General features: G+C 54.7%; 25 protein-coding genes. 1 reads left to right on the top strand and 24 read right to left on the bottom strand.

What is annotated here, in order from left to right; all coding sequences use genetic code 11:
* Positions 1-52: 52 nt before the first annotated feature.
* The 16 genes from dprA to smc form a co-directional block, all read right to left on the bottom strand.
* Positions 53-844 (bottom strand): DNA-processing protein DprA, encoded by a 792-nt coding sequence (gene dprA, locus KNP80_RS03635; protein ID WP_251132320.1) that lies wholly within the window; start codon positions 842-844, stop codon positions 53-55.
* A gap of 53 nt (positions 845-897) precedes the next feature.
* Positions 898-1815 (bottom strand): succinate--CoA ligase subunit alpha, encoded by a 918-nt coding sequence (gene sucD, locus KNP80_RS03640; protein ID WP_021067108.1) that lies wholly within the window; start codon positions 1813-1815, stop codon positions 898-900.
* Positions 1816-1827: 12 nt separating this feature from the next.
* A complete protein-coding gene (gene sucC / locus KNP80_RS03645; RefSeq protein WP_214833692.1) occupies positions 1828-2988 on the bottom strand; it encodes an ADP-forming succinate--CoA ligase subunit beta in 1161 nt (386 codons plus the stop codon).
* Positions 2989-3099: 111 nt separating this feature from the next.
* Positions 3100-3369 (bottom strand): EscU/YscU/HrcU family type III secretion system export apparatus switch protein, encoded by a 270-nt coding sequence (locus KNP80_RS03650; RefSeq protein ID WP_214719444.1) that lies wholly within the window; start codon positions 3367-3369, stop codon positions 3100-3102.
* Complete coding sequence (locus KNP80_RS03655) at positions 3366-4217, bottom strand: hypothetical protein (protein WP_214719445.1); 852 nt, start codon at positions 4215-4217, stop codon at positions 3366-3368. The genes KNP80_RS03650 and KNP80_RS03655 overlap by 4 nt, the downstream gene beginning before the upstream one ends.
* A gap of 11 nt (positions 4218-4228) precedes the next feature.
* Positions 4229-4981: a ribonuclease HII gene (locus KNP80_RS03660; protein ID WP_214832328.1), complete on the bottom strand. Its 753-nt coding sequence runs from the start codon at positions 4979-4981 to the stop codon at positions 4229-4231.
* Positions 4982-5022: 41 nt separating this feature from the next.
* On the bottom strand, positions 5023-5883 hold the full coding sequence (gene ylqF / locus KNP80_RS03665; protein WP_131433895.1) for a ribosome biogenesis GTPase YlqF: 861 nt from the start codon (positions 5881-5883) through the stop codon (positions 5023-5025).
* Positions 5884-5895: 12 nt separating this feature from the next.
* Positions 5896-6438 carry a signal peptidase I gene (gene lepB, locus KNP80_RS03670; RefSeq protein WP_214719447.1) on the bottom strand — a complete coding sequence of 181 codons (543 nt, stop codon included), beginning with the start codon at positions 6436-6438 and terminating at the stop codon, positions 5896-5898.
* A gap of 82 nt (positions 6439-6520) precedes the next feature.
* Positions 6521-6874 (bottom strand): 50S ribosomal protein L19, encoded by a 354-nt coding sequence (gene rplS / locus KNP80_RS03675; protein ID WP_021067101.1) that lies wholly within the window; start codon positions 6872-6874, stop codon positions 6521-6523.
* Between the two features lie 113 nt (positions 6875-6987).
* Positions 6988-7704: a tRNA (guanosine(37)-N1)-methyltransferase TrmD gene (gene trmD / locus KNP80_RS03680; RefSeq protein ID WP_214800883.1), complete on the bottom strand. Its 717-nt coding sequence runs from the start codon at positions 7702-7704 to the stop codon at positions 6988-6990.
* Entirely contained in the window at positions 7694-8209 is a 516-nt protein-coding gene (gene rimM / locus KNP80_RS03685) for a ribosome maturation factor RimM (RefSeq protein WP_214719449.1), read from the bottom strand. Before rimM ends, trmD begins: the two co-directional genes overlap by 11 nt.
* 53 nt (positions 8210-8262) lie before the next feature.
* Positions 8263-8538 (bottom strand): 30S ribosomal protein S16, encoded by a 276-nt coding sequence (rpsP, locus tag KNP80_RS03690; RefSeq protein ID WP_021067098.1) that lies wholly within the window; start codon positions 8536-8538, stop codon positions 8263-8265.
* 81 nt (positions 8539-8619) lie between these two features.
* On the bottom strand, positions 8620-9960 hold the full coding sequence (gene ffh / locus KNP80_RS03695) for a signal recognition particle protein (protein ID WP_021067097.1): 1341 nt from the start codon (positions 9958-9960) through the stop codon (positions 8620-8622).
* 11 nt (positions 9961-9971) lie between these two features.
* On the bottom strand, positions 9972-10295 hold the full coding sequence (locus KNP80_RS03700; RefSeq protein WP_214719450.1) for a putative DNA-binding protein: 324 nt from the start codon (positions 10293-10295) through the stop codon (positions 9972-9974).
* 96 nt (positions 10296-10391) lie between these two features.
* Positions 10392-11393 carry a signal recognition particle-docking protein FtsY gene (gene ftsY, locus KNP80_RS03705; RefSeq protein ID WP_021067095.1) on the bottom strand — a complete coding sequence of 334 codons (1002 nt, stop codon included), beginning with the start codon at positions 11391-11393 and terminating at the stop codon, positions 10392-10394.
* Positions 11390-14947: a chromosome segregation protein SMC gene (gene smc / locus KNP80_RS03710; RefSeq protein ID WP_214833695.1), complete on the bottom strand. Its 3558-nt coding sequence runs from the start codon at positions 14945-14947 to the stop codon at positions 11390-11392. Before smc ends, ftsY begins: the two co-directional genes overlap by 4 nt.
* Positions 14948-15062: 115 nt before the next feature.
* On the opposite strand from smc, the gene KNP80_RS03715 reads away from it, so the two are divergent.
* On the top strand, positions 15063-15257 hold the full coding sequence (locus KNP80_RS03715; protein ID WP_021067093.1) for a DUF1128 family protein: 195 nt from the start codon (positions 15063-15065) through the stop codon (positions 15255-15257).
* Positions 15258-15307: 50 nt separating this feature from the next.
* Here the strand turns inward: KNP80_RS03715 and rnc are convergent, their stop codons facing one another.
* The 8 genes from rnc to sdaAA form a co-directional block, all read right to left on the bottom strand.
* Positions 15308-16087, bottom strand: coding sequence for a ribonuclease III (gene rnc, locus KNP80_RS03720; RefSeq protein ID WP_021067092.1), 780 nt, complete (start codon positions 16085-16087; stop codon positions 15308-15310).
* 58 nt (positions 16088-16145) lie between these two features.
* Positions 16146-16385 carry an acyl carrier protein gene (gene acpP / locus KNP80_RS03725; protein WP_021067091.1) on the bottom strand — a complete coding sequence of 80 codons (240 nt, stop codon included), beginning with the start codon at positions 16383-16385 and terminating at the stop codon, positions 16146-16148.
* A 59-nt stretch (positions 16386-16444) separates the two neighbouring features.
* Positions 16445-17185, bottom strand: coding sequence for a 3-oxoacyl-[acyl-carrier-protein] reductase (gene fabG / locus KNP80_RS03730; RefSeq protein ID WP_021067090.1), 741 nt, complete (start codon positions 17183-17185; stop codon positions 16445-16447).
* Complete coding sequence (gene fabD, locus KNP80_RS03735) at positions 17178-18098, bottom strand: ACP S-malonyltransferase (RefSeq protein WP_214719452.1); 921 nt, start codon at positions 18096-18098, stop codon at positions 17178-17180. Before fabD ends, fabG begins: the two co-directional genes overlap by 8 nt.
* A gap of 18 nt (positions 18099-18116) precedes the next feature.
* Positions 18117-19106, bottom strand: coding sequence for a phosphate acyltransferase PlsX (gene plsX / locus KNP80_RS03740; RefSeq protein WP_021067088.1), 990 nt, complete (start codon positions 19104-19106; stop codon positions 18117-18119).
* Complete coding sequence (gene fapR, locus KNP80_RS03745) at positions 19103-19672, bottom strand: transcription factor FapR (protein ID WP_021067087.1); 570 nt, start codon at positions 19670-19672, stop codon at positions 19103-19105. The genes plsX and fapR overlap by 4 nt, the downstream gene beginning before the upstream one ends.
* Positions 19673-19764: 92 nt before the next feature.
* Positions 19765-21795 carry an ATP-dependent DNA helicase RecG gene (gene recG / locus KNP80_RS03750; RefSeq protein WP_214833698.1) on the bottom strand — a complete coding sequence of 677 codons (2031 nt, stop codon included), beginning with the start codon at positions 21793-21795 and terminating at the stop codon, positions 19765-19767.
* Entirely contained in the window at positions 21782-22669 is an 888-nt protein-coding gene (gene sdaAA / locus KNP80_RS03755; RefSeq protein ID WP_021067085.1) for an L-serine ammonia-lyase, iron-sulfur-dependent, subunit alpha, read from the bottom strand. Before sdaAA ends, recG begins: the two co-directional genes overlap by 14 nt.
* Positions 22670-22677 lie beyond the last annotated feature (8 nt).

Below are 22677 nucleotides of genomic sequence, written 5' to 3' on the forward strand. Positions count from 1 at the left end.
TTTTAGAGGTCATTTAAATCCCTACCATAATATTCATGTTGTCGATGGTTTGTCAACGTCCAATCCTTGAACAGGTTAGAATTTGATCGGCAGTCGTCAATGGAATCGCCCCGTCTTCAATCAATTGATTCGGACCGGCCGCGAGCGGATCGAGCGGGCTTCCAGGCACTGCGAATACCGTCTTTCCTTGCTCGAGGGCATGTCCGACCGTGTTCATCGTCCCGCTTTTGTGACGGGCCTGGATGACGACGAGTCGATCGGCAAGTCCGCTGACAAGACGATTTCGTTCTAAAAATTGAATTTTTTTGACAGGTGTTTCCGGTGTGTATTCCGTGAGGAGTAACCCGTGTCGCGAAATCCGCTCGAACAAGGGGGCGTGGACCTGTGGATACAAGTGCGAAAAGCCCGCTCCGAGGATGGCGATGGTCGGCCGGTCATGATCGAGCGACAGCTCATGGACGAGACCGTCGATGCCGAGCGCCCCACCCGAGACGGAGACAGTTTCTTCTATTAAAGGACGGAAATGTTCGACAAGTCGACGGCTGATGCGATTCAATTCACGGCTTCCGACCAATGCGGTCGTTTGTTGATGTAGTACCTCTAAATCGCCTCGATAAAACAAACAATACGGCGGATTCGGGATGTGGAGCAGCGCGGACGGGAACAATTCGTCCTCCCACGTCAAAAAACGATCGTACGTGACCGTGGAACGAAGCGCCCGTTCGGCCTTGCTCCGGACGCGCGGATGGAACTGATGCATGTTCATATGCGTGTGAGACAAGTAATGATGGACGAACTCGACCGGCAACCGTTCGGCTGCGAATCGAGCGATTGTTTGATTCATCACAATCACCTCTAAAAAATGAGGGATGCTGCGCATCCCCCATTCCGAATGGTTTACGTTGTCGGTTGACCCGTCACGCAAGCTTCATACAAACCTTGTTGTTTCAACACCCGGATGAGTGTCTCTCCGATGACGGCAGGCGTCTCGGCGACTTCAATCCCGTTGGCGTTCAACGTCTTGATTTTCTCAGCGGCCGTACCTTTTCCGCCCGAGATGATGGCGCCGGCATGGCCCATCCGTTTGCCTTCAGGGGCTGTTTGACCACCGATGAAACCGATGACCGGTTTCGTCATGTTCGCCTTCACCCATTCCGCAGCCTCTTCTTCAGCCGTTCCACCGATTTCACCAATCATGATGACCGCTTTCGTGTCCTCGTCTTCATTGAACGCTTGGAGCGTGTCGATGAAGTTCGTGCCGTTGACCGGGTCTCCACCGATTCCGACAGCTGTCGATTGTCCGATTCCGGCAGTCGTCAACTGATGGACCGCCTCATACGTGAGCGTCCCTGAGCGCGAGACGATACCGACGTGGCCTTTCGTGTGGATATAGCCTGGCATGATACCAAGTTTCGCTTCCCCTGGCGTGATGATCCCCGGGCAGTTCGGTCCGATGAGACGGGCCGGTTTGTCCTCGAGGTAACGCTTCACTTGAATCATATCGATGACCGGGATACCTTCTGTGATACAGATGATCAACTCGATACCGCTATCGGCCGCTTCCATAATCGAATCGGCTGCGAATGCAGGTGGCACGTAGATGATTGACGCGTTCGCGCCAGTCGCTTCGACTGCCTCGGATACCGTGTTAAAGACCGGTACGCCGTCAAGGACGGTCGTGCCACCTTTACCAGGTGTCACTCCTCCGACCAATTTCGTGTTATATGCCAGCATCTGTTCGCCGTGGAACAGACCTTGTTTCCCCGTGATCCCTTGAATGATCACTTTTGTATCTTGATTCGCCCAAATACTCATGTCGTTTCCCCCTTATCGAACGAGTGCCGCGATTTTTTCTGCACCGTCAGCCATCGAGCTCGCCGAAGTGATCGCAAGTCCAGATTCATCGAGAATGCGTCGTCCCACATCCACGTTCGTACCTTCTAACCGAACGACGAGTGGTAAATCGAGACCGATTTCTTTCGTCGCCGCGACGATACCTTCAGCAATGATGTCACACTTCATGATGCCACCAAAGATGTTAACGAAGATTCCTTTGACTTGGTCGTCTGACAAAATCAATTTGAACGCTTCCGTTACTTTTTCTTTCGTTGCACCGCCGCCTACATCGAGGAAGTTAGCGGGTTCGGCGCCGTAATGCTTGATGATATCCATCGTCGCCATGGCCAAGCCAGCCCCGTTAACGAGACAACCGATGTTGCCATCGAGCGCGATATAGCTAAGGTCGTGTTTTGACGCCTCGACTTCACGCGGATCTTCTTCTGTCGTGTCGCGAAGGTCGACGATGTCTTTATGACGATAAAGTGCGTTGCTGTCGAAGTTGAGCTTCGCATCGAGTGCGATGACGTTGCCGTCTTTCGTCGTGACGAGCGGGTTGATTTCCGCAATCGTGCAATCTGTCTCGACGTACACTTTATACAATTTCATGACCATGTCGCTGAATTTGTTGACGAGTTTGGTCGGCACTTCCATCTTGAACGCGAGACGGCGTGCTTGGAACGGACGGAGTCCGACGACTGGGTCGACGACTTCTTTATGAATCTTTTCAGGTGTATGTTCAGCGACTTCCTCGATGTCCATACCGCCTTCTGATGAACCCATGATGACAATTCGGCCGATCGAACGGTCAAGCACAAGTCCTAAGTAAAATTCTTGGTCAATGGCAGAGCCTTCTTCGATGTAAAGGCGTTGCACGACTTTTCCTTCTGGTCCAGTCTGATGCGTGACGAGCGTCTTGCCGAGAATCTCTGACGCGTACTGTTTGACTTCTTCATCTGACTTCGCAAGTTTGACACCGCCGGCTTTCCCGCGGCCTCCTGCGTGAATCTGAGCTTTGACAACTTTTAGTTCACCGTCTAGCTTGGCGGCGGCTGAGACTGCTTCTTCAACCGTGAACGCTGGATAGCCCGTAGGTACGGCCACTCCAAACGCCCGAAGCAATTCTTTCGCCTGATACTCATGGATATTCATTTCGTTTCCCCCTTAGTCCCCTTTAATATCGGCACGTCTATTGTAACGAAAAACTGAAAGCGCTGTCTATCGTTCTTGCTTTATGTTTTCATCTTTTTTTCACATCTACCCCTAGACATCTTCGATTTTTCCTTGTTCCATCTGATAAAGAAACACGAAAAGCTCGGCGATGACCTGATATAGGTCGTCTGGAATCTGCTCTTCAATCTGTAGGGCGGACAAGAGTGACAGTAAGGCCGGGTCCTCATGAATCGGCACCCCGTTCGCTTGCGCGAGCACGAGCATGCGCTCGGCGACGAGTCCGCCCCCTTTGGCGACAACGCGCGGTGACTCCATCGATTGCTCATAGGACAAGGCGATGGCTTGTTTGCGATCGGTCATACGCGTTGGTCCACCTTTCCGAGCGGGGCGAACGTGTCCGGTACCGTTGCTTCCTGTTTTGGTTCGAACGAGAAGCGGGACAGCTCATAGCCACTAGCTACGAGTGCGCGCCCGAGCAACGGCTCATAGGCGTTGACGAACGGACTCAAGTCATGTTGCTCGTTGAACACTTTAACCGACACGTGCCGCTTCTGGACGAGCAAATCGATGCCCGTCTCTCCATATTTCGGGGTCTCGAGGAATAGAACGATGCGGGCATGATCAGAGTCGATGACCTCGCCTTTCGGCGCCTCGAGACGGAACCGCACTTGTTCAAACGGTCCTAAATGCGGTATGTGAAATGCTTGAACGACGAACGGCGGGGCCTGCACGGCGTTGAACGTCTCCTGGGCCCGGACGAACTGTTCGAACTTCGGGTCGCCTTTCGCTTTGAACAGCTCGACGACGAGTTGCTTCACGTCAGCACCGGCCCCGCTCTCGAGCAGTTGCCGGCCTTGCGCCTGGAGCGGCTCGGGCGTAGCGAGTGGTTGGCGCGCCAGACGCCCGAGCTCGCTGCCGAGCTGGGCGAGCGGTGACCGCGCTACTTGCGCGAGCGCTTCTGCTTGTTGCGGCACGACCTTCAAGACGAGTTTCGGCTCGAGATCCGTGACGACCATTTTGTACGTCACGTTCTCTTTGACGTCGGCGTTCACCCCGACCCGGAACATGCCTTGCGGCAGCTGCATGACCGCCTCGCCGCCGGGCAACAGTTGGAGTACCCGACCGACGACCGTATTGCCGACGAGCAGTTGCCGTGAATTTTGTTCGGTGACCTTGAACGGCAGGACGCCTTGGTGATCGATGCGCATCGTTTCCCCTCCTACATCTGTTTAATCGGTGCGAACGACTTCCGGTGAATCGGTGTGATACCGTGTTCCGCGAGGCCGGTCAAATGGTCTTTCGTGCCATAACCCGCATTCCGTTCGAACCCGTACCCGGGATAGAGGATAGCGTAATCCTCCATCATGTTGTCGCGAATGACTTTTGCGACGACGCTCGCCGCCGCGATTGAGACACTCCGGGCATCCCCTTTGATGAGTGACTGCTGCGGGATGTCGAGGTCGAGCCGCATCGCGTCAATCAACAGCGCATCGACCGTTCCGAGCTGCCGGACCGCTTCCACCATCGCCAGTTTCGTCGCCTCATAAATATTGACCTGGTCGATCACGTCAGCGTCGACGATGCCGACACCGACCGACGCCTCGTCCATGAGGATGCGGTATGCCAGTTCCCGCGCACGTTTTGACATCTTTTTCGAATCGTTCAGGCCGGGATGATAAAACCCTTCCGGCAAGATGACGGCCGCCGCGACGACTGGCCCCGCGAGCGGCCCTCGACCGACCTCGTCGACACCACCGATGAGACGGAACCCTTGGGCCTTCCACTCGTCTTCGAATGTCTGACGGGCCGTATAATCGGCACGGAGGGCATGTTCTTGTGCGAACTGTCGCTCTCGTTGCCGGATGAGCGTCTGGACGCCCGCCCGCGGGTCGCCTTTCAACTCGGCCCGTACCTGCTCCCACTCTTCATATCGGACCGTCTGTAGCCGTTGTTTAATCGCTTGAATCGTCATTCCGTTCCTCCTATTCAAAAAAGCCCTGTTTGCACAGGACTTCACGCCATGTCATGGTCGGCCGGCGTCTCTAGGGAGACGCGTCCGATTTTCTCATGACGCAGTTCGTTCAATAGTAATTCGCTCGCTTTCTCGAAATCGACGTAGCCGCCGCTAACGAGTCCACGTTTCTTCCCAATCAATTCGAGCAGTTCGACGGCATCTTCCGGCAGTTGATCGATTTTGAATCGTTCTTTCAACTGTTCCGGATAGCGGGCCGACAGCTCGCGGGCCGTATAGAGCGCGATATCATCAAGGTTCAAGATATCATCCTTGATGGCACCGGTCGCCGCCAAGCGATAGCCGACCATCTGGTCCTCGAACTTCGGCCACAGAATTCCAGGCGTGTCGAGCAGTTCCATCTCGCCGCCTTTCATCTTGATCCATTGCTGACGCTTCGTGACACCCGGACGGTCGCCGGTGACAGCGATGTTGCGTCCAGCGAGACGGTTGATGAGTGTCGACTTGCCGACGTTCGGTATGCCGATGATGAGCGCGCGGATTGGACCGGGGTTTCGGCCTTTCTCACGCATGCGGTCATGCTTCTCTTGCATGAGCTTCTCGGCGCCCGACATGAGCTGCTTCAAGCCTTTGCTATGTTTCGCGTCGACGGCGACGACCTCGATGTCATCGCGCTTCAAGGCGCGGAGCCAGGCGTCGGTGACGACCGGATCGGCCATATCGGCTTTATTCAAGACGATGAGACGCGGTTTGCCTTCCGTGATCTCATCGACCATCGGGTTACGGCTCGATTGCGGAACACGTGCATCGACGAGTTCGATGACGACATCGATGAGCTTTAACTTTTCTGTTACTTGTCTTCGTGCCTTGGCCATGTGGCCAGGGAACCATTGAATTGCCAAACAAACACCACCTTATTCTTGTACGGTCCCGAAATCGCCGAGCGGCCAGAACACGAAGTTCGTTTTGCCGACGACGTCCTCTTTCGGGACAAAGCCGATTTCACGGCTGTCTTTCGAGTTTTGACGATTGTCACCCATGACGAAGTACGAGCCTTCAGGGACGACCGTCTCGCCCGTCACTTGTTCGAGCGTAAAGTTTTCGGTAAGAGGAAAACCGTTCATCTGTGCCTTAAAATCCTCTAAATACGGTTCTTCGACCGCCTCACCGTTCAAGTAGAGCGTATCGTCCCGATATTCGAGCGTATCGCCAGGAATGGCGATGACGCGTTTAATATAGTCTTTCGATTCTGTCGCGTGGAAGACGATAATATCGCCTCGGTCGAGCTCACCGACGTAGTTCGAGATTTTGCTGACGATCATGCGATCGGCATTTTGGAGCGTCGGCATCATCGACTCTCCTTCGACGATGACAGGTACAAAGATGAACGTCCGGATCACGAACGCGATGACGAGCGCAACGACGATCGCCTTAAGCCAACTGAACACTTCTTTCAACTTGCCTCACTCCTCTGTCCGTTTGAACTTATTGTACTAGAAAAAAAGAAGCTTGTCGCAAGCGACAAGCTTAATCCCCATCTTAACGACGGATTTCTTTAATACGTGCTGCTTTACCGCGAAGGTTGCGGAGGTAGTAGAGTTTCGCACGACGGACTTTACCGTAACGAACGACTTCGATTTGCGCGACACGTGGTGAGTGAAGCGGGAATGCACGCTCAACACCTACGCCGTAAGAAATCTTACGAACTGTGAATGTTTCGCCGATGCCGCCACCCTTACGCTTGATGACTACGCCTTCGAAGATCTGGATACGCTCGCGCGTTCCCTCTACGACTTTAACGTGGACACGTACTGTGTCACCAGGACGGAAAGCAGGTACGTCTGATTTGAATTGTTCTTCTGTGATTTCACGGAACAGTTTTTGTGTGTTCATGAATAGTTCTCCTTTTTCTTCAATGTTCATATCTTCATCTGCCCAAGCATCCAACAGCGGAACATCGGTAATTGGTGGGGTTAACCCACATGCTCAAACATAGCACAATTCGGTCAATCGCGCAACGATTCAATGAATTTTTTATCTGCCTTCGACAGTTCAATGCGCTCAAGCAGGTCCGGTCGCCGGCGATACGTGCGCAGGAGCGACTGCTCTCGGCGCCACGCTTCGATTTTGGCGTGATTGCCCGACAAGAGCACGTCAGGCACTTTCAGACCACGGAACTCCGCGGGGCGTGTATAGTGCGGATACTCGAGTAGCCCTGTCGAGAACGAGTCATCTTCATGGCTCGCCTGATCCCCGAGCACTTCCGGGATGAGACGGACCGTCGCATCGATCATGACCATCGCGGCGAGCTCACCGCCGGTCATGACGAAGTCACCGATTGACACTTCGTCCGTCGCGAGCTCGTCATGAATCCGTTGATCGAACCCTTCATAATGGCCGCATAAAAAGATCAAGTGTTCCTCGGTCGCCCATGCTTCCGCCATCTGTTGGTCGAAACGGCGTCCAGTTGGCGTCGTGACGATGACGCGGGGACGCTTCTTATTGATGGCGTCGAAGGCGTCAAAGATCGGCTGTGGGGTGAGCAACATGCCCGCCCCGCCACCGTACGGGTAATCGTCGACCTTATGGTGTTTGTTCGTCGAGAAGTCACGGAAGTTCGTGAACGCCATCTCGACTTGTCCGAGTGTACGGGCCCGTCCGACGATTGAATGATCGAGCGGGGCGAACATCTCGGGGAATAACGTTAAAACATCAATCTTCATCGTCAATCATTCCCGGAATCGGGGTGATGACGACACGTTTCGCCTCGACATCGATGTTGCTCACGACCGATTCGATGTACGGGATGAGCGCGTCCGACTTGCCAGGGCGTTTGATGACCCAGACGTCGTTGGCACCAGTCTCGAAGATATCGTCGACGACACCGATGACCTCACCGTCGACGACGGCCTCGCAACCGATAATCTCGTGATAGTAAAACTCATGCTCCGGTAACTCGTGGACGTGCTCGACATGAACGTATAGTTTCATCCCTTTATACTTCTCGACGAGATTGATATTCTCAAGCCCTTTGAACGTCACGAGATGGAACTGCTTATGCGGACGATACGTCGTCACCTCGAACGGGAGCTTCTTGCCATCGACGTCCAAATAGAGCGTCTCGCCTTTCTTGAAGCGTTCGGCTGGGAAATCGGTCGCGGCGAGCAACTTCAGTTCCCCTTTCAAGCCGTGGGTATTGGCGATCTTACCTACGTATAACCATTCCATTGTTGTGCCTCCTCAAAAAAATGGGCCGACCTCATAAAAGGTCGGCCACATCCTTACTTCGCGTTTTTCGCGTTGTGGAATTTCTCCATGATCCCTGCTTTAGAGAACAAGTTACGTACTGTGTCAGATGGCTTCGCGCCGTCTGCCAACCATTTGAGAGCGAGTTCTTCGTTGATGCGAACTTCTGCTTCTGGTTTTGCAACCGGGTTGTAGTGACCGAGTTGCTCGATGAAACGGCCATCACGTGGTGAACGTGAATCAGCTACAACGATCCGGTAGAAAGGTGATTTGTTTGCGCCCATGCGCTTGAGACGAATTTTAACTGCCATGGTAATATACCTCCATCATGTGTTTAAGAATTGACAACTTTAATAGTATACTGTTTTTTTGCCCGACTGACAAAAGTTTTCTTAGAAGAACGGAAGGCCGAGACCTTTTTTCTTCCCTTTCATTTGTCCTGACATCTGCTTCATGAGCTTCTTCATGTCATCGAACTGTTTGATGAGACGGTTCACTTCCTGGATGGAACGACCGCTCCCTTTTGCGATCCGCTTGCGACGACTCGCGTTGAGCACTTCAGGATTGGAGCGCTCATGCTTTGTCATCGAGCGAATGATCGCCTCGACATGATCGAGTTGCTTCTCGTCGATTTGGACGTTCTTCAACCCTTTCATCTTACCTGCACCAGGTAACATCGAGAGCAATTCGTCAATTGGGCCCATGTTTTTCACTTGACCCAACTGCTCGATAAAATCATCGAACGTAAACGATGCATCGCGAATTTTGCTTTCAAGCTCCTTCGCAGCATCTTGGTCCATCTGTGACTCGGCTTTTTCAATGAGTGTGAGCACGTCCCCCATCCCAAGAATCCGTGACGCCATGCGTTCCGGGTGGAATGGTTCGAGGGCATCCAACTTTTCACCGAGACCGACGAACTTAATCGGCGCTCCCGTGACTGCCTTGATTGAAAGGGCTGCCCCACCACGTGTATCACCGTCGAGCTTTGTGAGCACGACGCCGGTGATTCCGAGTTTCTCATTGAAGCTGTCGGCCACATTGACCGCATCTTGACCCGTCATCGCATCGACGACGAGGAAGATTTCATTCGGTTTGGCAATCGTCTTCACGTTTTCGAGTTCGCCCATGAGCGTCTCGTCGATGTGAAGGCGACCGGCCGTATCGATCAACACGAAATCGTGATGATTGGTTTTGGCGTACTCGAGCGCTTTTGTGACGATTTCTTCCGGCTTCACTTGGTCGCCAAGTGAGAACACCGGTAAATCGAGTTGCTTGCCGAGTGTCTCGAGCTGTTTGATGGCCGCAGGCCGATAAATATCTGCCGCGACGAGAAGTGGACTCCGGTTATGCTTTTTGCGAATCAAGTTCGCGAGCTTCCCGGTCGTCGTCGTTTTCCCCGCACCTTGTAACCCGACCATCATGACGACTGTCGGTGGTTTTGGGTTAAATGTGATCGGGACGACGTCGCTTCCCATCAAAGTCGTTAGCTCTTCATGAACGATTTTGACAACTTGTTGGCCCGGTGTCAACGATTTCATGACGTCTTGGCCGATGGCCCGTTCTTTCACGTCGTTGACGAACTGTTTGACCACTTTGAAGTTGACATCGGCTTCAAGGAGAGCGAGACGAACTTCTCTCATCATCTCTTTGACATCTGCTTCGGAAATTTTACCTTTCCCCCGCATTTTCGCCAGTGTCGATTGCAACCGTTCGGATAATCCTTCAAATGCCATGCTTCAGCCCCCTACTCTAAATTCTCAAGCGCCGAAATCGTTTCCGTCGCATCGGGCGAATGCTCGACTTGACGTTTGAGCGTCTGAAGCAGTTGTTGCCGCTGTTCGAATTTGTCGAACAAGGCCAACTTCTCCTCATACTGCTCAAGCATCGCTTCGGTACGCTTTATGTTATCGTAGACCGCTTGACGGCTGACTTCAAACTCTTCCGCAATCTCTCCGAGCGAGTAGTCATCTAGGTAATAAAGAGACATATAGTTGCGCTGCTTCGGTGTGAGTAGTGCTTGATAAAAATCGAACAAGTAGTTCATTCGATTCGTCTTTTCGAGCGACATGACCTCCACCTCCACATGTTAAGTGAAATCCCTTTACAACTACCAATAGTACAGCCGTCCCTAGCTCTTGTCAAGTTTTTTTCTTAACAGAGAAACTTAGGCGAGGTCATCGTTTGTCTGTTGTTTTTCTTCGAAGATGTCCCCGAATAATCCGTATACGAACTGTTCCGGGTCGAACGCTTGTAAATCATCGATTTTCTCGCCGAGCCCGACGTATTTGACCGGAATATCGAGCTCGTTTCGAATCGCGAGCACGATACCGCCTTTGGCCGTGCCGTCGAGCTTCGTCAAGACGATGCCGCTCACGTTCGTCGCTTGTTTGAACGCCTTCGCCTGGACCATCGCGTTCTGCCCAGTCGTCGCGTCAAGCGCGAGCAACACTTCATGCGGTCCGTTCGGCACTTCGCGCTCGATGACCCGTTTCACTTTTTCAAGCTCGTTCATCAAGTTGACCTTGTTTTGCAAACGTCCGGCCGTGTCACAAATCAAGACGTCAACGCCGCGTGATTTCGCTGCCTGGACGGCGTCGAACACGACCGCGGCCGGGTCGGAACCTTCGGCTTGACGGATGACCGGGACTCCGACGCGTTCGCCCCATACTTGGAGCTGGTCGATGGCACCGGCCCGGAATGTGTCGCCCGCCGCGAGCATGACCGAACGGCCTTCCGACTTCAATTGATGGGCGAGCTTGCCGATCGTCGTCGTCTTGCCGACGCCGTTGACGCCGACGAACAAGATGACCGTCAATCCGTCTTGCATGTTCAACTCACGGTCCGACTCGTCCTCTTGAAGTCGCTTCGCCACGACTTCGACGAGCGCGTCGCGGACGGCGACCGGATCTTTCAAGTTGCGGCGCTTCACTTCTTCTTTCAAATCTTCGACAAGGTCCATCGTTGTCGTCACTCCGACGTCCGCCTGGATGAGCAGATCCTCGAGTTCATCGAAGAAATCCTCATCGACTTCGCGGAACCGATAGACGAGATCGTTGACGGCATTCGCGAACCCGTCGCGGGTCTTTGTCAATCCATCGGTAAACTTTTGTGACGCTTCTTGCGTCGAGGTCGTCAATTTATCTTTTAGCTTCTTAAAAAAACTCAACTTAATTCCTCCATCTCTTCTTCCGTCTCAACGACGCGCCTCGCTTCAGATAATTCGACCGAAAGCACCTCGGAGACCCCGTTTTGTTGCATCGTCACGCCATAGAGCGTATCCGCCGCCTCCATCGTCCCTTTCCGGTGCGTGATGATGACGAATTGCGTGTCGATCGACAGCGTCCGGATATATTCCCCGAACCGATGGACGTTCGCCTCATCGAGCGCCGCCTCGACTTCATCGAGTACACAGAACGGCACCGGACGCGTCTTCAAAATCGCGAATAAGAGCGCAATCGCCGTCAAGGCCCGTTCTCCCCCTGAGAGCAGACTGAGCGTCTGCAGTTTCTTCCCGGGTGGTTTGGCGACGATATCGATGCCCGTATTGAGCAAGTCGGACTCGTCGACCAATTTCAAATCGGCCTCGCCGCCACCGAACAGTTCGTGGAACGTCTGTTTGAAGTGACCGCGGACGAGCGTATACGTCTCTTTGAACAACCGTGTCACTTCGCGGTCCATCTCGTTGATGATGTCATACAAGTCCTCTTTGGCGCTGACGAGGTCGTCCCGCTGTTCAGACAAGAACATGAACCGTTCATTGACGAGATCGAACTCTTCAATCGCATTCAAGTTGACCGGACCGATTTCCTCGATTTGACGGACGAGCAGTTTGAACTCCTCTTTCGCCTCATCGAGCGGGATTGTGAGCGTCGGCAGCAAATCGAAGACGAGTCCACGTTCATCGAGCGCATCGAGTTTCCACTTCCGTTTCAACTCCAGTTCGTTCACGTCGGTCTCGAGTTTACGGACGTCCGCATCGAGTCGACGGCGCACGTCCGTCGCTTGTTGTTCGCGCTGTCTTAGAATCCGGTACGATTCTTCTTTCGCGTGAAGCTGGTTCAACTGTTGCGTCAGGCGCGCTTTGAGCGCGTCCATCTGTTTGACCGCCTCGACATGTTCGAGCTCGAGTTCGGCTGAAGAGACGACCCGGCCGCTCGCCACATGTTCGAGCTCACGTTCAATTTGACGAAGACGCGCCGTCTGTTTGGCGACCTCGGCCTCGAGCCGTTCGACTTCCGAGCGGACCCGGTCGAGGTCGAGCGTATGCCGTTGGCGATCGAGTTCGTTTTGACGGATGGCTTCTTGCAGTTGCCCCGTCGTCGCGGCACCTTTCGCTTGCTCACCACGGAGCGCCTCGAGCTCGGTCCGAATCGAGGCTTGTTTCACATCGGTCGCCTCGAGCTCTTGTGCGAGCCGCGTCAATTCGTTCGTCGCGGTTTCAATCGTATGGGCATAGCGGGCCATTTCATGATCGAACAGTTCAAGTTGCGCCTTGGCGTCTTGTGACACCCTCTCCAAGCTTCGGTACGCCTGTTCCGTCGAACGGAGCGTCTCTTCGGCCTCACGTTTTTTGAGCCTGATTGTCTGGAGCGACTCTCGCAACCGGGACATCTCATCGGTATACGTCGTCACGCGCAACTGTTGCTCATGGAGCATGGCCAGCCCTTGCGTCAATCCGTGCTTCAAGTCATCGAGTTCACGCGATTGCGTGAACAAGGCGACGCCTTGCTTCCGGCTACCCCCGGTCATCGAACCGCCGACGTTGACGATGTCCCCGTCGAGCGTGACGATACGATAGCGATACCCGGTCGTCTGGGCGATCCGGTTGGCGACTTCGAGTGAGTTGGCGACGATGACGGCACCGAGAAGGGACCGTTTCAATTTGTCGTAGGCCGGGGCCGTCTCGACGAGGTCGGCGGCGATGCCGACGAATCCGTCGAGCGATTCGAGCCGGTGCGCGACTTCACTCGGGACGTAACGTTCCTTCACGCTCGTCATCGGCACAAACGTGGCCCGTCCAGCATTCGCCTTCCGTAGCCGATCGATTTCTCGGCGACCGACCACATCCGTCTCGACGACGATGTGTTGTTGCGTCTGACCGAGCGCCGTCTCGATGGCGGCCTCGTAGGACGGGAGAACGCGAATCAATTCCGCGACCGCACCGAGCACGCCCGGCCCCCGTTCTTTCAACACGAATTTGACGGCATGGAAGTAGCCTTCATATGACTGCTTCATCCGCTCGAGCAATTCGATGCGGTCCTCGGTCTTCTGACGCCGGCGGTCGAGGTCGTGGTACGACTGCTCGGCCCGGGCCAGCTTGTCTCTCAGTGTCGTCTCTTGTTCGGTCAAATCGGCTTCTTGCGCGAGCAACGTCTCCCACGTCGTCCGTGCCTCATCGAGACGAGCCTGCTCGGCCTCGAGCGAAGCTGTCTGTTCGGTCCTCACATCGAGGCGATCCTTGTTCTCACGCAGGAGGCGGGCTTTCGCTTCCTCGGCTTGTTCGATATCCCGTCGTTCCCGCTTCTGTTGATTGCTGAGCGTGGCACGGGTCGTCGCCAGTTCGAACGCCTCGCCTTGGAGTTGTTCGATTTCCGCGTTAAAATCGCGTGTGGCTGCCGTCAATTGTGTGTCGAGTTTGACACGTGCCGCCTCGACGGTATGTAACGCCTCGGTTTTAGACGCCAAATCCGCCTCAGCCACGTGCAATTTCTGCGTCAACTGTTCGGCCTCTTCGGCCAACTCGACCCGCTGGCGCTCAAGACGTTCTTTCGTTTCCGCCCCGTGCTCTTCGCGGGCTTTCGCGAGCTTGATTTCGCCGGTCAATCGTTCCAGTTCGGTCGCCTGTGTCCGTTCGTCCTGGTGGAGCATATCGAGCGTTTCCCGATCGACGGCGAGTGTCGCCTCGAGCTCCGTCCGTTCCGCCACAATCGCGTTCAACGCGCCGTCTTGCTCAGCGAGATGGGCGGACGCCGTCCCGAGTTGTTCGTTCGTACGGGTGATTCCTGTGCCGAGTTCCGTAATCTCGGCACCGAGAATACCCGTCTCGAGCTCATCGTGCCGAGCTTTTGCGACTTGATACTCACGGGCGAGCGCGGCTTGTTCACGGAGCGGTTCGACCCGGTCGGCGAGTTCATACAAGATATCGTCGACGCGGGACAAGTTCAATTCAGTGTCCTGCAGTTTCCGTTCCGCTTGTTTTTTACGCTGGCGGTATTTCAAGACACCCGCCGCTTCTTCGATGACGGCACGGCGGTCTTCCGGTTTCCCGGAGATGACCTGCTCGACCCGCCCTTGGCCGATGATGGCGAAGGCATCACGCGACAGACCCGTATCCATGAACAGGTCGATCACATCTTTGAGACGACACGGCTTCTTGTTCATAAAGTAGTCACTGTCGCCGCTCCGCGTGACACGTCGCGTGACGCTTACTTCTTCATACGGCAGCCGCAAATGGGCGTCCGTATTGTCCAACACGAGCGTCACTTCGGCGACGTTGCGATGGTTCTCCCCTTCACTGCCGGCAAAGATGACATCTTCCATTTTCGCTCCACGGAGCGATTTGGCCGACTGCTCACCGAGTACCCAGCGAACAGCGTCCGATATATTTGATTTTCCGCTCCCGTTCGGTCCAACCACGGCTGTTACGCCGGGACGAAAATCCAGTTCAATCCGTTTGGCAAACGATTTAAAGCCAGCGAGTTCGATTCGTTTTAAGTGCATCGTGACCATCCTATCCTCAGTAAGCATTCATTTGTTTATTTTACCACAGTTGCCAGTTCGTCAAAATGCTAGAATCATGCTATTCTAAAAAGAACTGTAGAAAGGGGTACGACCGATGACTAACGAACAAATGATTGAGGAAATTCTCGACAAAATGAACATCATCAACCGCGGCGCCATCAAAGCGGAAGAATATAACCGTGCCGACGCCTCGGCCGTCAAAGAGATTTACGACTACGTGATGAATCGTTCATCGTTGTCGATTTCTGAAGTGGATGGAATCGTCGAAGAACTCGGGCAATTGACGTAACTAGATGATACAAAAAGGAGTGGACCCGTTGAGAGGTCCACTCCTTTTTGTTAAAGGCCGGCGTATTGCCGATTGAATTCGATTAACGCTTCTTTCGCCGCGAGCTGCTCGGCTTCTTTCTTCGATCGGCCGATGCCTTCCCCGACGATATCGTCAGACAGACGGGCATGGGCGACGAACTCCCTGCTATGGGCCGGCCCGCGCTCTTCGATAATCGTGTACGAGACAGGGCCGAGCCCTTCGCGTTGCACGCTCTCTTGAAGCTGACTCTTATAATCGGTCTGTTCTTCAAACACACCCGCTAAGACTTTCGGAAAAACCGCTTCGGCGAGGAACTGTTCGACTGGTTCAATCCCTTGGTCCAGATAGAGCGCACCGATGTAAGATTCGAACACATCGGCGAGTAACGCCGGACGCTTCCGACCGCCGGTCAACTCTTCACCTTTCCCAAGCAAGATAAAATCAGAGAAAGCATAGGCTTCCGCGAAGTTGACGAGTGACGGCTCACAGACGATGGCCGCCCGCAACTTCGTTAATTCCCCCTCGGAGCGCTCCGGATACGTCTCATACAAAAACCGAGACACCGTCAACTCGAGCACCGCGTCGCCTAAAAACTCTAAGCGCTCATTGTCTTTTTTCAGACCGCGTTGTTCGTTGACGTATGAGGAGTGGGTGAACGCTTGCATCAATAGGTCCTGATTCGTGAATCGAACGGATAGCCGTTCTTCAAGTGTCTTGAACTGCTCGAGAATCCGAGACCGTTCGAGCTCATTTCGTCGGCGTCGTTGCGCCGACCCTTGACGGTCAAACCGTCGCTTATCCTTTGTCATAATTCCCTCCGTGAATAAGCACAAGCCCACCGCTCATGACGAGCGGTGGGAGGCTTGATTACAATTTAGTTTCGATGTAAGCGACAACGTCGCCGACAGTTGCAAGTTTCTCTGCATCTTCATCTTCGATTGTGATATCGAATTTGTCTTCAAGGTCCATGACCATTTCCATAACTTCGAGCGAATCCGCACCGAGGTCGTCTTTAAATGATTTGTCGGCTGTGATCTCAGATACATCTTTCCCGAGTTTCTCTGCCACTGCTGCTTGTACGTCTACTAAGATTTGTTCTGTTGTCATGATAAAATCCCTCCAAATTAAAGTATATAAAATGTGATTCGATTGGTAAAGTTCTGATTTTAAGCCATCGTCATCCCGCCGTCAACGGCAATCGTTTGACCCGTCACGTAAGCCGCCTGGTGTGAAGCGAGGAATGAGACGACGTTCGCCACGTCTTCGACTTGGCCGAAGCGGTTGAACGGGATTTGTCCGAGCGTCGCCTCACGCTGGGCGTCGGTCAAGGCATCGGTCATGTCCGTCTGAATAAATCCAGGACAGACGGCGTTCACCGTGACATGGCGTCCGGCGAGTTCACGCGCGACCGATTTGGTCAGGCCGATCAGCCCGGCTTTCGCCGCCGCATAGTTGGCCTGTCCGGCGTTACCCGTGATGCCAACGACCGAGGCGATATTGATGATACGGCCCGACTTCGATTTCAAGAGCGTCCGCGTCGCGGCTTGCGACGTCAAGAACGCACCTTTCAAGTTCGTCGACAAGACATCGTCAAAGTCAGCCTCTTTCATGCGCATGAGGAGACCGTCACGCGTGATGCCCGCATTGTTGACGAGGCAATCGATGCGGCCGAACGTGTCGACCGTCGTCTTGATGAGCGCCTTCACGTCATCCGCATTCGAGACGTCCGCTTTGACGGCGATGGCCTCGCCCCCGTTCGCTTCAATCTCACTGACGACAGCCTTTGCTTTCTCAACACTACCCGAGTAATTCACGACGACCCGAAAGCCGTCCTCCCCTAAACGCTTCGCGATGGCGGCCCCGATCCCCCGGGACGCGCCTGTCACGATTGCTACTTGGTCATGCACGTACTTCTCCTCCTAACGCGGCCACCTCTTCGAGCGTCGTCGCCTGTTTGATCGTCACGTTCGCGTCGATTCGCTTGATGAGACCCGACAATGGCGACGTCGGACCAAATTCGATGAACGTGTCGACGCCAGCGTCGATCGCTTTGCGGACACACGCCTCGAATCGGACCGATGCGTACAGTTGCTCGGTGAGGAGTGTTTTCAATTTCTCCGGGTCGGTATGGACCTCGGCATCGACGTTCGAGATAATCCCGATCGCCGCCGGTTTGAACGGTGACGAAGCGAGCACGTCTTTGAACCGCGTCGCGGCCGGCATCATGTACGAGCTGTGGAACGCACCAGAGACATTGAGCGGTAAGACGCGTTTCGCGCCGGCCTTTTTCAAGTCCGTCTCGGCTTGTTTGACCGCGTCGACGTGTCCCGAGATGACGAACTGACCCGGACAGTTGTAGTTGGCGATTTGTACAAGGTTCCCGCTAGCACTGATTTTCTCCGTCACATGGAACGCCTCGTCGACATCGGTCATCCCGATGACGGCTGCCATCGCCCCATCCTTCACTTCTGACATGAGCTTACCGCGTTCGTGGACGAGTACGCTCGCCTCTTCCAAATCGATGACGCCGGCGATGACGAGTGCCGCATATTCTCCGACGCTGTGACCGATCACCATGTCTGGCGCGGCCCCTGTTTTGGCGTGAGCTTGTGCGAGTGATGCCGCATGTGCCACGATGGCCGGTTGGGCCAGTTCTGTCCGTTGAAGCTCTTCTTTTGATCCTGCCGCCATGGCGTCGAGTAAATCAAATCCGAGGCGACGGCCGATCGCGTGCAGTTGTTCAGGATTGTCGAGGAACGTTTGGCCCATGCCGACGGCTTGTGACCCTTGTCCTGGAAATACCCATGCTGTTTTCCCCATGTACTCACCTTCTTTAAATTAGTTTGTGGCTTTGGCTTGCTTGATCTTCGCGACGACGTCGTGATCGACCATGATTTTCGCCTGTTTGAGCGCGCTCATGATGGCGAGCGCATCGCTCGAACCGTGCGCTTTAATGACCGGGGCGTTGATGCCGAATAACCCGGCTCCACCGTGTTCCCGATAATCTAATGTTTGTTTCAATCGTTTCAACTTCGGTTTTAAGACGAGAGCGGCGAGCTTCGAGACGAAATCGCTCGTGAACTGTTCTTTCATCATCTTCATGAGCATCGATGACGAACCTTCGACACCTTTGAGCAAAATGTTTCCGGCGAACCCTTCGGTGACGATGACGTCCACGTCACCGGACATCGCCTCACGTGCTTCCACGTTGCCGACAAAGTGGACCGGTGCTTGTTCAAGGAGGGGGTACGCCTCTTTCGTGAGGGCGTTTCCTTTCCCAGCCTCGGTCCCGATGTTCAGTAGCGCGACGCGCGGGCGCTTGACGCCGCGGACGTGCTCAGCGTAGAGCGAGCCCATGATCGCATAGTCGACCAAGTGCTCAGGCTTAGCGTCCGGATTGGCCCCAACGTCTAAAATGACGACACCGCTACCCGTATATGTAGGGAACGTAGGTGACAACGCGGGACGCTCGATGCCGGGAATCCGTCCGATGACGAATAGTGACGCCGCCATGAGGGCGCCGGTATTCCCAGCCGAGACGAGGGCGTCGGCCTCTCCGTCTTTGACGAGTTTGGCCGCCACGACGAGCGAGCTGTCCTTTTTACGACGGACGGCCCGGACCGGCTCATCGTCTCCGGTGATGACTTCACTTGCCGGAACGATTTTGATTCGCGGGTCGGTCAACCCATAAGAGGCGAGTTTGACCTCATCTCCGACTAAAAACAGTTCCATCTGCTCATTCGGGAACGCGTCGGCAAACTGTTTGACGCCTTCCACGATTGCTTTCGGGGCATGATCCCCGCCCATTGCATCGATTGCTAATTTCATGCCTGTTCCTCCTCACCGCGACGATAGATCGTGAAGTCTCCGCTAAAGACACACTCTTCGCCGACATAACTATCCACTGTGACGTCCGTTCTTCCGTCCCGACGTAGTTTGATTACACGAGCCTTGGCAACGACTCGCTCTCCAAGATGGACCTGGCGACTAAACCGGATGTCCGCTTTAGTGGTCAACGCCAATTCATCATTGATGAGCGCCACCGCTAACGAGTTGGCCTGGGCGAACAATACGTGTCCCCGGGCGATCTCGTTGCGGCTAAAGACGTGTTCTCTCTCAATGTCGAGAACCGAGATGGCCGATTCATCGAGCTTCAAGTCAATCATATCACCGATGACCTCGCTCATGGCGAGCGACTTCACTTCATCGAGGTGTTCTGAGGCAACGTGCTTGATCCGTTCTCTCACTTCCGGAATCTTTAACTCCATCCGATCGAGTCGAATCGTTTGAATACTGACGGCAAACTGTTTCGACAGCTCTTCGTCTTTGATGAACGGGTTGCGATCAATCGTTTCTTGCAATAAGCGTTGCCGCTCTTTCTTAGGTACCCGCATTCAGTTCCCTCCTAAACTCTATGCTAAAGAACTTAATACCTGGTACTAATAGCAGTATATATTCTTTAGATTTTATTTTCAAGTTTTGTTTGTCATTCCAATCGTTCTCCGACGAGTAAGTCGAGTCGTTTCAAATAGTGCCGGAGCGGGGCATACGTCGCCTCATTCCAAAACGCCTCGCTCCCGAGCAGCCGGACGGCGTCTTGCATCGCCACTTCCATCACTTTTAAATCGAGTACTGGATCAGCGACGCGGAAGCTCGGCAGACCGCTTTGGGCCGTCCCAAAGAAGTCACCGGCCCCGCGGAGTTCCAAGTCTTTCTCGGCGAGCACGAATCCGTCATTCGTCTCGGTCATCGTCTTTAAACGAAGTTTCCCGACGTCGGACTTTGGATCCCCTACCAATATACAGTAAGATTGATCGGCGCCTCGACCGACACGCCCGCGCAGCTGGTGCAGTTGCGCCAAGCCGAATCGTTCGGCGTCGTGGATGATGATGAGCGAGGCGTTCGGCACGTTCACCCCGACCTCGACGACCGTCGTCGAGACGAGGATTTGGAGGGCGTTGCTAGCGAAAGCCTTCATGACCTCCTCTTTCTCGGTGCTCGACAGTTTACCGTGCATGAGACCGACCGCATAATTCGGGAAGCGCTCCCGTAACATGTCGTAGAGCGCGGTCGCGCTCTCGACTTCGAGCGTGTCCGATTCCTCGATGAGCGGCGCGATGACGTACGCTTGACGTCCGAGGGCGAGCTCACGGTTCACCATCGCATGGACCCGGTCAATTTGATCGGTCTTGGCCCAATACGTCTCAATCGGCTTCCGCCCGGCCGGCATCTCATCAATCGTCGAGACGTCCATCTCCCCGAAAGCGCTGATGGCGAGCGTCCGTGGAATCGGCGTCGCTGTCATATAGAGCACGTCGGCGAGTTCCGCCTTGTCACGGAGCATTTTCCGCTGTTCGACTCCGAACCGGTGTTGCTCATCGGTGATGGCCAGATGCAGACGCGAAAACTCGACCGGCCCTTGAATCAAGGCGTGCGTCCCGACGATGATATCGACGTCGCCGTCTTTAATCGCCTGGAGCAATTCGTTCCTAGCCTTGCCTTTGACCGAACTCGTCAGTAGCCCGACGCGCATGCCGTAAGGTTCGAACAGCGCCTGCAACGAGGCGAGATGCTGTTCGGCCAAAATCTCCGTCGGGACCATGAGCGCCCCTTGATAGCCGGCGCACACCGTCGCATACAAGGCGATCGCGGCAACGACTGTCTTTCCGCTCCCGACATCCCCTTGTAACAACCGATTCATCCGTTCTGGCTTTTCTAAGTCGCCGACAATCTCCCGGATGACACGTGTCTGTGCCCCTGTCAACGGGAACGCGAGCTGTTTGACGAACTCGTTCAACCGCTGCTTGTCGAGCGTGAGCGCGCGCCCTTTCCCCGCCCGCTCCATCTTACGGAACGCCTGGAGTTTCAATTGATAGAGCAGACACTCTTCATAGACGTAACTTCGGCGTGCCTGTTTATACGTCTCGACCGAATCAGGGAAATGCATCCCTTTCAACATCGTCTCCCGGTCCTCGAGACGATAACGTTGCCGAATCGATTCGGGCAGGCGATTCTCGAACGAGGTCGTCTGTTCGAATGCGAGTTTGACGATGCGTCCGAAATTCTTTTGGGTCAGTCCGGCCCGGAGCGAATAAATCGGTTGCAACCCATCCGAGAGCTCACCGAACTCGAGGTCGGTCGCACTGATCGTCATCCGGTTCATATCCCATTTCCCTTTGACCGTCACCGTGGCGCCGAGCGCGAGCTTGTCTTTATAAAAGGCCCGGTTGAACATCGTCACGTGGACGACATAACGCTCCTCGAGCAACAAGCGGAATTGGAGCCGGTTCTTGCCTTTGCTGTAATAGCGTACGAGCGGTGCCGCCTGGACGGTGCCGCTCCATTTGACGAGGTCTCCGTGAATGGCCGTCGTCACCGTGCCGCTATTATAATTTTCATAACGAAACGGGACGTGCTCCAGCACGTCCTCGATTCGTTCGAGACCCATCGTCTCTAATTTTTTGGCCATCTCTGGCCCGACCCCTTTCAGCGTCGTCAACGCCTCACTTCTGGACATTTTCTTTCTCTCCAAAGATGTTTCGTTCGAGACGGCGTGCCGTCGGCGTATTGGCGAGACCACCACGCGCTGTCTCTTTCAACGCGGTCGGCATCATCTGGCCAATCTCATGCATCGCGGAAATGACCTCGTCGCAAGGGATCCGTGACGTGATGCCGGCGAGTGCCATATCGGCCGCAACGATGGCGTTCGCCCCGCCCATGGCGTTCCGTTTGACGCACGGCACCTCGACGAGCCCCGCCACCGGGTCACAGACGAGACCGAGCATGTTTTTTAGTGCGATTGCAAACGCCGTCGCCGATTGTTCCGGCGTCCCGCCGGCCGCTTCGACGATGGCCGCGGCGGCCATCCCGGTCGCTGAGCCGACTTCCGCCTGACAACCACCAGCCGCTCCTGAAATCGAGGCGTTGTTGGCGACGACGAAGCCGAACGCTCCTGACGTGAACAAGTAGCGGACCATCGCGTCACGGTCCATCTCCAGACGTTCTTTGACCGCAAACAACGTACCCGGTACGACGCCGGCGCTTCCGGCGGTCGGGGTCGCGCAGATGCGTCCCATCGCCGCGTTGACTTCATTCGTGCCGATCGCTTTTGCGACCGCATCTAAAATCAAGTCTCCGGCGAGCGATTTGCCGGAACGGATATAGTCGGTCATGAGCACGGCATCGTTCCCCGTGAGACCCGTCACGGACGTCACGCCTTCGAGTGCCCGCGCGACCGCTTCTTCCATCACTTCTAGATTGCGCTCCATCATGCCGACGACTTCTTCCCGCGTCGAGCGTCTGACGTGCACTTCTTGCTCGATCATCACTTCTGAAATCGGAATGCCTCGCTCTGTTGCCGTTCTGACTAATTCTTCTACTGATTTAAACATATTGGTTT

It is taken from the genome of Exiguobacterium sp. E4787, from assembly GCF_018618375.1.
GTDB classification, from domain to species: domain Bacteria; phylum Bacillota; class Bacilli; order Exiguobacteriales; family Exiguobacteriaceae; genus Exiguobacterium; species Exiguobacterium chiriqhucha.

What these genes read in the sequence shown, in the direction of transcription:
- dprA (WP_251132320.1), bottom strand. Translation starts at nt 844, where the DNA reads ATGAATCAAACAATCGCTCGATTCGCAGCCGAACGGTTGCCGGTCGAG.
- sucD (WP_021067108.1), bottom strand. Translation starts at nt 1,815, where the DNA reads ATGAGTATTTGGGCGAATCAAGATACAAAAGTGATCATTCAAGGGATC.
- sucC (WP_214833692.1), bottom strand. Translation starts at nt 2,988, where the DNA reads ATGAATATCCATGAGTATCAGGCGAAAGAATTGCTTCGGGCGTTTGGA.
- KNP80_RS03650 (WP_214719444.1), bottom strand. Translation starts at nt 3,369, where the DNA reads ATGACCGATCGCAAACAAGCCATCGCCTTGTCCTATGAGCAATCGATG.
- KNP80_RS03655 (WP_214719445.1), bottom strand. Translation starts at nt 4,217, where the DNA reads ATGCGCATCGATCACCAAGGCGTCCTGCCGTTCAAGGTCACCGAACAA.
- KNP80_RS03660 (WP_214832328.1), bottom strand. Translation starts at nt 4,981, where the DNA reads ATGACGATTCAAGCGATTAAACAACGGCTACAGACGGTCCGATATGAA.
- rplS (WP_021067101.1), bottom strand. Translation starts at nt 6,874, where the DNA reads ATGAACACACAAAAACTGTTCCGTGAAATCACAGAAGAACAATTCAAA.
- trmD (WP_214800883.1), bottom strand. Translation starts at nt 7,704, where the DNA reads ATGAAGATTGATGTTTTAACGTTATTCCCCGAGATGTTCGCCCCGCTC.
- rimM (WP_214719449.1), bottom strand. Translation starts at nt 8,209, where the DNA reads ATGGAATGGTTATACGTAGGTAAGATCGCCAATACCCACGGCTTGAAA.
- rpsP (WP_021067098.1), bottom strand. Translation starts at nt 8,538, where the DNA reads ATGGCAGTTAAAATTCGTCTCAAGCGCATGGGCGCAAACAAATCACCT.
- ffh (WP_021067097.1), bottom strand. Translation starts at nt 9,960, where the DNA reads ATGGCATTTGAAGGATTATCCGAACGGTTGCAATCGACACTGGCGAAA.
- KNP80_RS03700 (WP_214719450.1), bottom strand. Translation starts at nt 10,295, where the DNA reads ATGTCGCTCGAAAAGACGAATCGAATGAACTACTTGTTCGATTTTTAT.
- smc (WP_214833695.1), bottom strand. Translation starts at nt 14,947, where the DNA reads ATGCACTTAAAACGAATCGAACTCGCTGGCTTTAAATCGTTTGCCAAA.
- KNP80_RS03715 (WP_021067093.1), top strand. Translation starts at nt 15,063, where the DNA reads ATGACTAACGAACAAATGATTGAGGAAATTCTCGACAAAATGAACATC.
- rnc (WP_021067092.1), bottom strand. Translation starts at nt 16,087, where the DNA reads ATGACAAAGGATAAGCGACGGTTTGACCGTCAAGGGTCGGCGCAACGA.
- acpP (WP_021067091.1), bottom strand. Translation starts at nt 16,385, where the DNA reads ATGACAACAGAACAAATCTTAGTAGACGTACAAGCAGCAGTGGCAGAG.
- fabD (WP_214719452.1), bottom strand. Translation starts at nt 18,098, where the DNA reads ATGGGGAAAACAGCATGGGTATTTCCAGGACAAGGGTCACAAGCCGTC.
- plsX (WP_021067088.1), bottom strand. Translation starts at nt 19,106, where the DNA reads ATGAAATTAGCAATCGATGCAATGGGCGGGGATCATGCCCCGAAAGCA.
- fapR (WP_021067087.1), bottom strand. Translation starts at nt 19,672, where the DNA reads ATGCGGGTACCTAAGAAAGAGCGGCAACGCTTATTGCAAGAAACGATT.
- recG (WP_214833698.1), bottom strand. Translation starts at nt 21,795, where the DNA reads ATGTCCAGAAGTGAGGCGTTGACGACGCTGAAAGGGGTCGGGCCAGAG.
- sdaAA (WP_021067085.1), bottom strand. Translation starts at nt 22,669, where the DNA reads ATGTTTAAATCAGTAGAAGAATTAGTCAGAACGGCAACAGAGCGAGGC.